The sequence below is a fragment of the Otariodibacter sp. genome (genome assembly GCF_029256985.1).
Taxonomy (GTDB): domain Bacteria; phylum Pseudomonadota; class Gammaproteobacteria; order Enterobacterales; family Pasteurellaceae; genus Otariodibacter.
Window position 1 is genome coordinate 21,347 of the sequence record NZ_JARIDQ010000062.1, and the last position, 7,191, is coordinate 28,537.

The 7,191-nt window shown below is 35.3% G+C and carries 7 protein-coding genes; 5 read left to right on the forward strand and 2 right to left on the reverse strand.

Annotated elements, in window-relative coordinates; translation table 11 throughout:
* Nucleotides 1-47: 47 nt before the first annotated feature.
* Both pflB and focA read right to left on the reverse strand, forming a co-directional pair.
* A complete protein-coding gene (pflB, locus tag Q1J40_RS06570; protein ID WP_301099255.1) occupies nt 48-2,360 on the reverse strand; it encodes a formate C-acetyltransferase in 2,313 nt (770 codons plus the stop codon).
* Nucleotides 2,361-2,455: 95 nt separating this feature from the next.
* A complete protein-coding gene (gene focA / locus Q1J40_RS06575; protein ID WP_301099256.1) occupies nt 2,456-3,280 on the reverse strand; it encodes a formate transporter FocA in 825 nt (274 codons plus the stop codon).
* Nucleotides 3,281-3,440: 160 nt separating this feature from the next.
* Between focA and Q1J40_RS06580 the strand changes: the two genes are divergently transcribed.
* The 5 genes from Q1J40_RS06580 to zwf form a co-directional block, all read left to right on the forward strand.
* Nucleotides 3,441-3,926 carry a YqaA family protein gene (locus Q1J40_RS06580; RefSeq protein WP_301099257.1) on the forward strand — a complete coding sequence of 162 codons (486 nt, stop codon included), beginning with the start codon at nt 3,441-3,443 and terminating at the stop codon, nt 3,924-3,926.
* 54 nt (nt 3,927-3,980) lie between these two features.
* Nucleotides 3,981-4,532 carry an ADP compounds hydrolase NudE gene (gene nudE / locus Q1J40_RS06585; RefSeq protein ID WP_301099258.1) on the forward strand — a complete coding sequence of 184 codons (552 nt, stop codon included), beginning with the start codon at nt 3,981-3,983 and terminating at the stop codon, nt 4,530-4,532.
* The gene (locus Q1J40_RS06590; RefSeq protein WP_301099259.1) at nt 4,516-4,893 is read left to right on the forward strand and encodes an HI_0559 family membrane protein; all 378 of its coding nucleotides are present in this window, start codon (nt 4,516-4,518) and stop codon (nt 4,891-4,893) included. Before nudE ends, Q1J40_RS06590 begins: the two co-directional genes overlap by 17 nt.
* A gap of 76 nt (nt 4,894-4,969) precedes the next feature.
* Entirely contained in the window at nt 4,970-5,782 is an 813-nt protein-coding gene (gene cysQ / locus Q1J40_RS06595; protein WP_301099260.1) for a 3'(2'),5'-bisphosphate nucleotidase CysQ, read from the forward strand.
* A gap of 78 nt (nt 5,783-5,860) precedes the next feature.
* Nucleotides 5,861-7,191 (forward strand): glucose-6-phosphate dehydrogenase (gene zwf, locus Q1J40_RS06600; protein WP_301099261.1); only part of this gene is annotated, 1,331 nt, incomplete at its 3' end.

A 7,191-nucleotide genomic window follows, 5' to 3' on the forward strand; every position in this document is an offset into this window, starting at 1 on the left:
GTTTTATTGAAATTTTTACAAATTTCTTGATTTAGTTAGTAAACGAATTACATTGTTTTTGTAAAAGTACGAGTAATAACGTCTTGTTGTTGCTCTTTTGTTAAAGAGTTAAAGCGTACTGCATAACCAGACACACGAATTGTTAATTGTGGATATTTTTCTGGGTTTTCCATTGCATCCAATAACATTTCACGGTTCATTACGTTTACATTTAAGTGTTGTCCACCTTCTACTGTAGCTTCGTGATGGAAGTAACCATCCATTAAGCCCGCTAAATTACGTTTTTGTGAATCCGTATCTTTACCTAACGCATTTGGTACAATAGAGAAGGTATAAGAGATACCATCTTTTGCAAAGGCAAATGGTAATTTAGCAACAGATGTTAATGATGCTACAGCACCTTTTTGGTCACGTCCATGCATTGGGTTTGCACCCGGTCCGAATGGTGCGCCTGCACGACGTCCATCTGGTGTATTACCTGTTTTCTTACCATATACTACGTTAGAAGTGATTGTAAGTACTGATTGTGTAGGAACCGCATTACGATAAGTATGGTGTTTTTGAATTTTCTTCATAAAACGTTCAACTAAGTCGCATGCAATTTCATCAACACGGTCATCATTATTACCAAATTGAGGATATTCACCTTCAATTTCGAAATCAAGGGCCACATTTGATGCCACTACATTACCATTTTTGTCCTTAATATCACCACGGATTGGTTTAACTTTTGCATATTTGATTGCTGCAAGTGAGTCAGCTGCAACTGAAAGTCCTGCAATACCACAGGCCATTGTGCGATATACGTCACGATCGTGTAATGCCATCAATGCAGCTTCGTATGCATATTTATCATGCATAAAATGGATAATATTTAATGCTGTCACATATTGTGTTGCTAACCAATCCATGAATGAATCCATACGAGCCATAACTTTATCAAAGTCTAACACTTCGTCTAAAATTGGTTCAGATTTAGGCCCAACTTGCATACCTGATTTTTCATCGATACCGCCATTAATTGCGTATAACATAGTTTTCGCTAAGTTTGCACGAGCACCGAAGAATTGCATTTGTTTACCTACAACCATTGGGCTTACACAACAAGCAATTGCGTAGTCATCACTATTGAAATCTGGACGCATTAAATCGTCATTTTCATATTGCACTGAAGAGGTATCAATAGATACTTTCGCACAGAAACGTTTGAAGTTTTCAGGTAAGCTTTCAGACCAAAGAATTGTTAGGTTTGGTTCAGGTGACGGACCCATTGTATATAGAGTATGTAATATACGGAAACTATTTTTAGTTACCAATGTACGACCATCAACACCCATACCACCAATAGTTTCTGTTGCCCACATCGGGTCGCCTGAGAATAATTGATCGTACTCTGGTGTACGCAAGAAACGAACCATACGAAGTTTCATTACTAAGTGGTCAATTAATTCTTGTGCTTCTTGTTCTGTGATTTTTCCTGCTTTTAAGTCACGCTCAATATAAATATCTAAGAATGTTGAAATACGACCGAAAGACATTGCCGCACCATTTTGTGATTTAACAGCTGCTAAGTAAGCAAAATACGTCCATTGTACTGCTTCTTGCGCATTAGTTGCTGGGTTAGAAATATCGTAACCGTAAGATGCAGCCATTTCTTTAATTTGGTCTAATGCACGGTGTTGATCAGCAATTTCTTCACGTAATTGAATAGTTGCTTGGATATCTTCACCATTTTCTAATTTCTTTTGTAAAGAAGTAAATTGATTAAATTTATCTTTCATTAAGAAATCTACACCATAAAGTGCCATACGACGATAGTCACCGATAATACGACCACGACCATAAGCATCTGGTAAACCTGTGATTACACCTGATTTACGACAACGTAAAATATCTGGAGTATAAACATCAAATACACCTTGGTTATGAGTTTTACGATATTCTGTGAAGATTTTTTCTACTTCTGGATTTAGCTCACGATGATAAACTTCACAAGAACCTTTAACCATTCTAATCCCACCAAATGGCATAATTGCACGTTTTAATGGTGCATCTGTTTGAAGTCCAACAATTTTTTCTAAATCTTTATTAATATAACCTGGAGCATGTGAAGTAATTGTTGATGGAGTATCTGTATCAATATCATACGGTTCGTGGGTTTTATTTTCCACTTTAATTTTTTCCATCACATCATCCCACAATGTTTTTGTTGCAGATGTTGCATCAACTAAAAATGATTCGTCACCTTCATAAGGTGTATAGTTTTTTTGAATAAAATCACGTACGTTTACTTCTGTTTGCCACTCACCTGGGGTAAAACCTTCCCACGCTTTCATTTGAGCTTCTGTTAGTTGAGTCATTGTAAATCCTCGTTAGTTAATAAGTAAAACTACATTACAAGCGGTTGAATAACTGCAAAACTTTGTAATAATCTTACCGCTTATAAAATTTTTTATTAGTGCTTTCTTAAATGCAAGAACCACTGCACCAAACCAATAAAGAACGCACCCCCAATAATGTTGCCTATAGTTACTGGAATTAAATTTTTTACAACAAAATTTGCAATGGTTAGATCTGCATATTGTGCCGGATCAATACCAATAGCTGTCCAGAACTCAGGACTTGCACCAGAATGGATTAAAATTCCCATTGGTATCATAAACATATTTGCTACGCAGTGTTCAAAACCTGATGCAACAAACATCGCAATTGGTAAAATCATGATAAAGGTTTTATCTGTTAAGCTTTTACCAGCGTACGCCATCCATACTGCGATGCAAACCATTAAATTACAGAAAATACCTAAACTGAATGCTTCAATCCAAGTGTGATGTATCTTATGTTGGGCTGTTTGTAAAATAATCAACCCCCATTTTCCACTAGCAGTCATAATTTGACCACTTAGCCAGACTAATACAACGATAAAAATAGCCCCGACAAAGTTACCACCATAAACGACTAACCAGTTTCTTAACATTTGGAATAAAGTAATTCTTTTGCTTGCTTTTGCTACAGCTGTCATGGTTGATGAAGTAAATAACTCTGCTCCAAATACCACACACATAATAATACCAAGAGAGAATACGGTTCCACCAATTAGTTTCGCTACGCCCCAAGGCAGCGTTTCTGTACCTACTTGAGTGGTTGCATAAAAGACAAAAGCAATTGAGATATAAGCACCTGCAGTAATAGCAGAGATGAAGGAGTAAAATTGTTTTTTAGTGGCTTTATATACAGCACCATCTTCAGCAATCTTTGCCATTTCTGCTGGTGAAAACATTGGTTATCCTTAAACTAAAATTTCAAAATTTATAAGATTTGTTGATAATTATAGTCTTGTTCGCTCTTTACTTAAATAAATTTCATTAATAAAATAAATAAAGTAGAATGGTTTGTTGATCTATATCAAATTTAAGTATTTTTACTTGGTAAACATTGTAATGTATGATTATCTGGTTTCATTCTTAGCCTTATCTTTTACATCAGAAAACCAGCTATTGCTGATGTTTTTGAGTGCATTTTTTAGTGCAACTATTTTGCCGGGAAATTCAGAAATTATTTTCAGTATTTTTGCTTCTCAATCTGTAATATTAGAGGATAATTCATCTTTTATCGGAAGCTTGTTATTTTGGGCAACGCTAGGAAATACCTTGGGGAGTATGACAACTTATTTTGTTGCGTACTTGATTCCGCCGTTGAAGTTTGCTTCGTCACAGAATTCATCTATACAGAAAGCTTTAGGTTATAGTAAAAAATATGGAGTATGGGTATTATTATTTAGTTGGCTTCCAATTTTTGGCGATATTTTTTGTGGATTAGCAGGTTGGTTGCGGTTTAATGCGTTACAAAGCTTGATACTTATTGGCGTGGCTAAAGGATGTCGATATGGGATCTTGCTTTGGGGTGTTTATACTTTTACTTTCTGAGATTAGAATGGTAGTTTAAACAATCTTTATACGATAAACAAAAAGGAAAGAATAATGACAAAAAAACTTCCAACAATTTTATCTGTTTCTACTATTGCAAAAACACGTCTTTTTGAAGTACAAGCTGTTGATTTACGTTTTTCTAACGGTGAAGAAAGAACTTATGAGCGAATGACTCCACAACGTCGATCATCAGTGATGATTGTTCCTATTCATAACGACCAACTTGTAATGATTAAAGAGTATGCGGTTGGATCAGAACGTTATGAGCTAACCTTTCCCAAAGGATTAGTTGATAAAGGAGAAGAGCCAATTATCAGTGCTAATCGTGAATTACAAGAAGAGGTGGGTTTTGGTGCAAATCAAATGGAATTTTTACGTAGCTTGTATAGCGGACCAAGTCATGGATACGGGCTAATGCACGTGTTTATTGCACAAGATCTTTATCCTTCAAAATTAGAAGGAGATGAGCCAGAGCCATTAGATGTTGTATATTACCCATTATCTGCCATAGATGATTTATTAGCATCCTCAGATTTTGGGGAATCAAGGAATTTATCTGCTTTATTTTTACTTAGAGAATATCTCAATGCAAAAAAATCCTAAATTGGTCTTATTGATTTTTCCTCTACTAACACAAATTATTCTATCACTTTTTCTACCTTTTTTCGGTGGCATCAATGTTGAAGGCTTAAGAGATGTATTTGTGTTAGCCACGATTCCTACATTTTTATTTGCAATTGTGTGCGTAGTACAAAAGTACCACCAACGCAATTTAATCCAAATAGCCTTTTTTTCTGGTATTGTGATGTTTTTATATTCTATTATCACTATTTCAGTATATGCAGATGAAGCTATTTCAGGATGGGAGAACTCATTGGCAATTGTTTTATATGCTTTAATGTTTGCATTACCTAGTAGTGTTTATGCATTGATAATATTACGTTTATTTTTACCTAAAAAGTAGATTCGTTACTTTTTCTTTAATCTATTTGGCGGTATGATATTCTCGATAATCTCACTGATAACAAGGATGGTAAATTATGCTTAAGCTCGATCAACAACTAGTAGAAAATGTGTTGAAAATTGCTTACCAAGCGGGTGAGCATATAAAATACTTTTATAATAATTCAGTGGGAATCTACATTAAAGCAGATAATACACCTGTTACCGATGCTGATATTTTTGTTAGTAAATTTGTGACTCAAGCGTTGCAAGAATTAACACCGGATATTCCTGTATTATCTGAAGAATGTTGCAAAATCCCTCTATCAGAAAGAGAGCATTGGGAAGAGTATTGGATTATTGACCCTTTAGATGGTACTCAGCAATTTATCAATCGTACCGGTCAATTTTCCGTTGTTATTGCACTAGTCAAAAAAAATATTCCTGTCCTCGGTATTATTCATGCTCCAATTTTTGATAAAACCTACTATGCTTATGAGCAACATGGTGCTTTTCTTATTGAAGGTGGGCGAACAGTACGTTTATCTAATCATAACAAATTGTTATCTCAAACTAACCGCTTGCAAGTAACTATCGGAGCTTTAACATGTCCTCAAATAGAAAAAGCAGTAAGACCTCCTTATAATGTTGAATTCATAAAATGTGGCTCAAGTAGTTTAAAAGCGGGGCTAGTTGCAGAAGGTAAAGCAGATTGTTACATCCGTTTTGGTGATACGGGAGAATGGGATACTGCAGCAGCAGAAGTATTACTGAATGAATCTGGAGGAAAGATTTTTGCTCTTAATTTTAAACCTCTTAGTTATAATCAAAGAGAAACTTTTGTGAACCCCTATTTTATGATGGTATTTAATAAGAAACTTGATTGGAAAAAGATTTTTTGCTTTGATTAATTTTATTGATTAGTACATTGATAAAAATTTTACAAAATAGCTAAATAAATTAACGAACTATAACTATAGGAAAATATAATGAACACAGAGAATAATTGTATTGTTATTTTTGGTGCATCAGGTGATTTAACTTTTCGTAAGCTAATACCGGCACTTTATAATCTTTTTAAGAATGATCGTCTTGGGAAGGATTTCTCCGTATTAGGTGTAGCCCGTACAGAAATGGATGATGAAGCTTTTCGAACAAAAATGCGTGAAGCCTTAATTAAATATGAAAAAGCAAGCGGTGAGATTTTAGATGAATTTTGCGGACATCTTTATTACCAAGCAGTCAATACAGCGGATGCATTAGATTATGGTAAGCTTGTTCCTCGTTTAGATGAATTACATGATAAATATCATACCGGTGGCAACACATTATATTACCTCTCAACACCTCCAAGTCTTTACTCTGTTATTCCAGAATGTTTAGCAGCTCATGGATTAAATACAGAAGAGTTTGGTTGGAAACGTATCATTGTTGAAAAACCGTTTGGCTATGATATAGCAACAGCTAAAGAGTTAGACTCTCAAATTCATCGTTTTTTTGAAGAGCATCAAATCTATCGTATTGACCACTATTTAGGTAAAGAAACTGTTCAGAACTTACTTGTATTACGTTTCTCTAATGGATTGTTTGAGCCACTTTGGAACCGAAATTTTATTGATTATGTTGAGATCACTGGTGCTGAATCTATTGGTGTTGAAGAACGTGGTGGTTATTACGATGGTTCAGGCGCAATGCGTGATATGTTCCAAAACCATTTATTACAAGTATTAGCTATGGTGGCAATGGAACCTCCCGCAATTATTAATGCAGATTCAATGCGTGATGAAGTGGCAAAAGTTTTACATTGCTTACATCCATTGAGCAACGAGGATGTTAAAAATAATTTGGTGTTGGGCCAATATGCTCGTGGTGTGGTTGATGGTGAAGAAGTAAAAAGTTATCTTGAAGAGAAAGGTGTGCCAAGTGACTCTAATACTGAAACTTTTATGGCATTACGCTGTGAAATTGATAACTGGCGTTGGGCAGGCGTACCATTCTATGTGCGTACAGGTAAACGTCTACCAACTCGTGTAACCGAAGTTGTGATTCATTTTAAAACTACGCCTCACCCAGTATTTAGCCAAAATGCACCAGACAACAAATTGATTATTCGTATTCAGCCAGATGAAGGAATTTCAATGCGTTTCGGTTTGAAAAAACCAGGTGCAGGTTTTGAGTCAAAAGAAGTGTCAATGGATTTCCGCTACGCTGATTTAGCCTCACCAAGTTTATTAACAGCTTATGAGCGTTTATTGCTTGATGCAATGAAAGGTGATGCAACTTTATTTGCTCGTACTGATGCGGTTCATGCATGTTGGAA

Coding starts and splice junctions, on each gene's coding strand:
- pflB (WP_301099255.1), bottom strand. CDS start 2,360: ATGACTCAACTAACAGAAGCTCAAATGAAAGCGTGGGAAGGTTTTACC.
- focA (WP_301099256.1), bottom strand. CDS start 3,280: ATGTTTTCACCAGCAGAAATGGCAAAGATTGCTGAAGATGGTGCTGTA.
- Q1J40_RS06580 (WP_301099257.1), top strand. CDS start 3,441: ATGTATGATTATCTGGTTTCATTCTTAGCCTTATCTTTTACATCAGAA.
- nudE (WP_301099258.1), top strand. CDS start 3,981: ATGACAAAAAAACTTCCAACAATTTTATCTGTTTCTACTATTGCAAAA.
- Q1J40_RS06590 (WP_301099259.1), top strand. CDS start 4,516: ATGCAAAAAAATCCTAAATTGGTCTTATTGATTTTTCCTCTACTAACA.
- cysQ (WP_301099260.1), top strand. CDS start 4,970: ATGCTTAAGCTCGATCAACAACTAGTAGAAAATGTGTTGAAAATTGCT.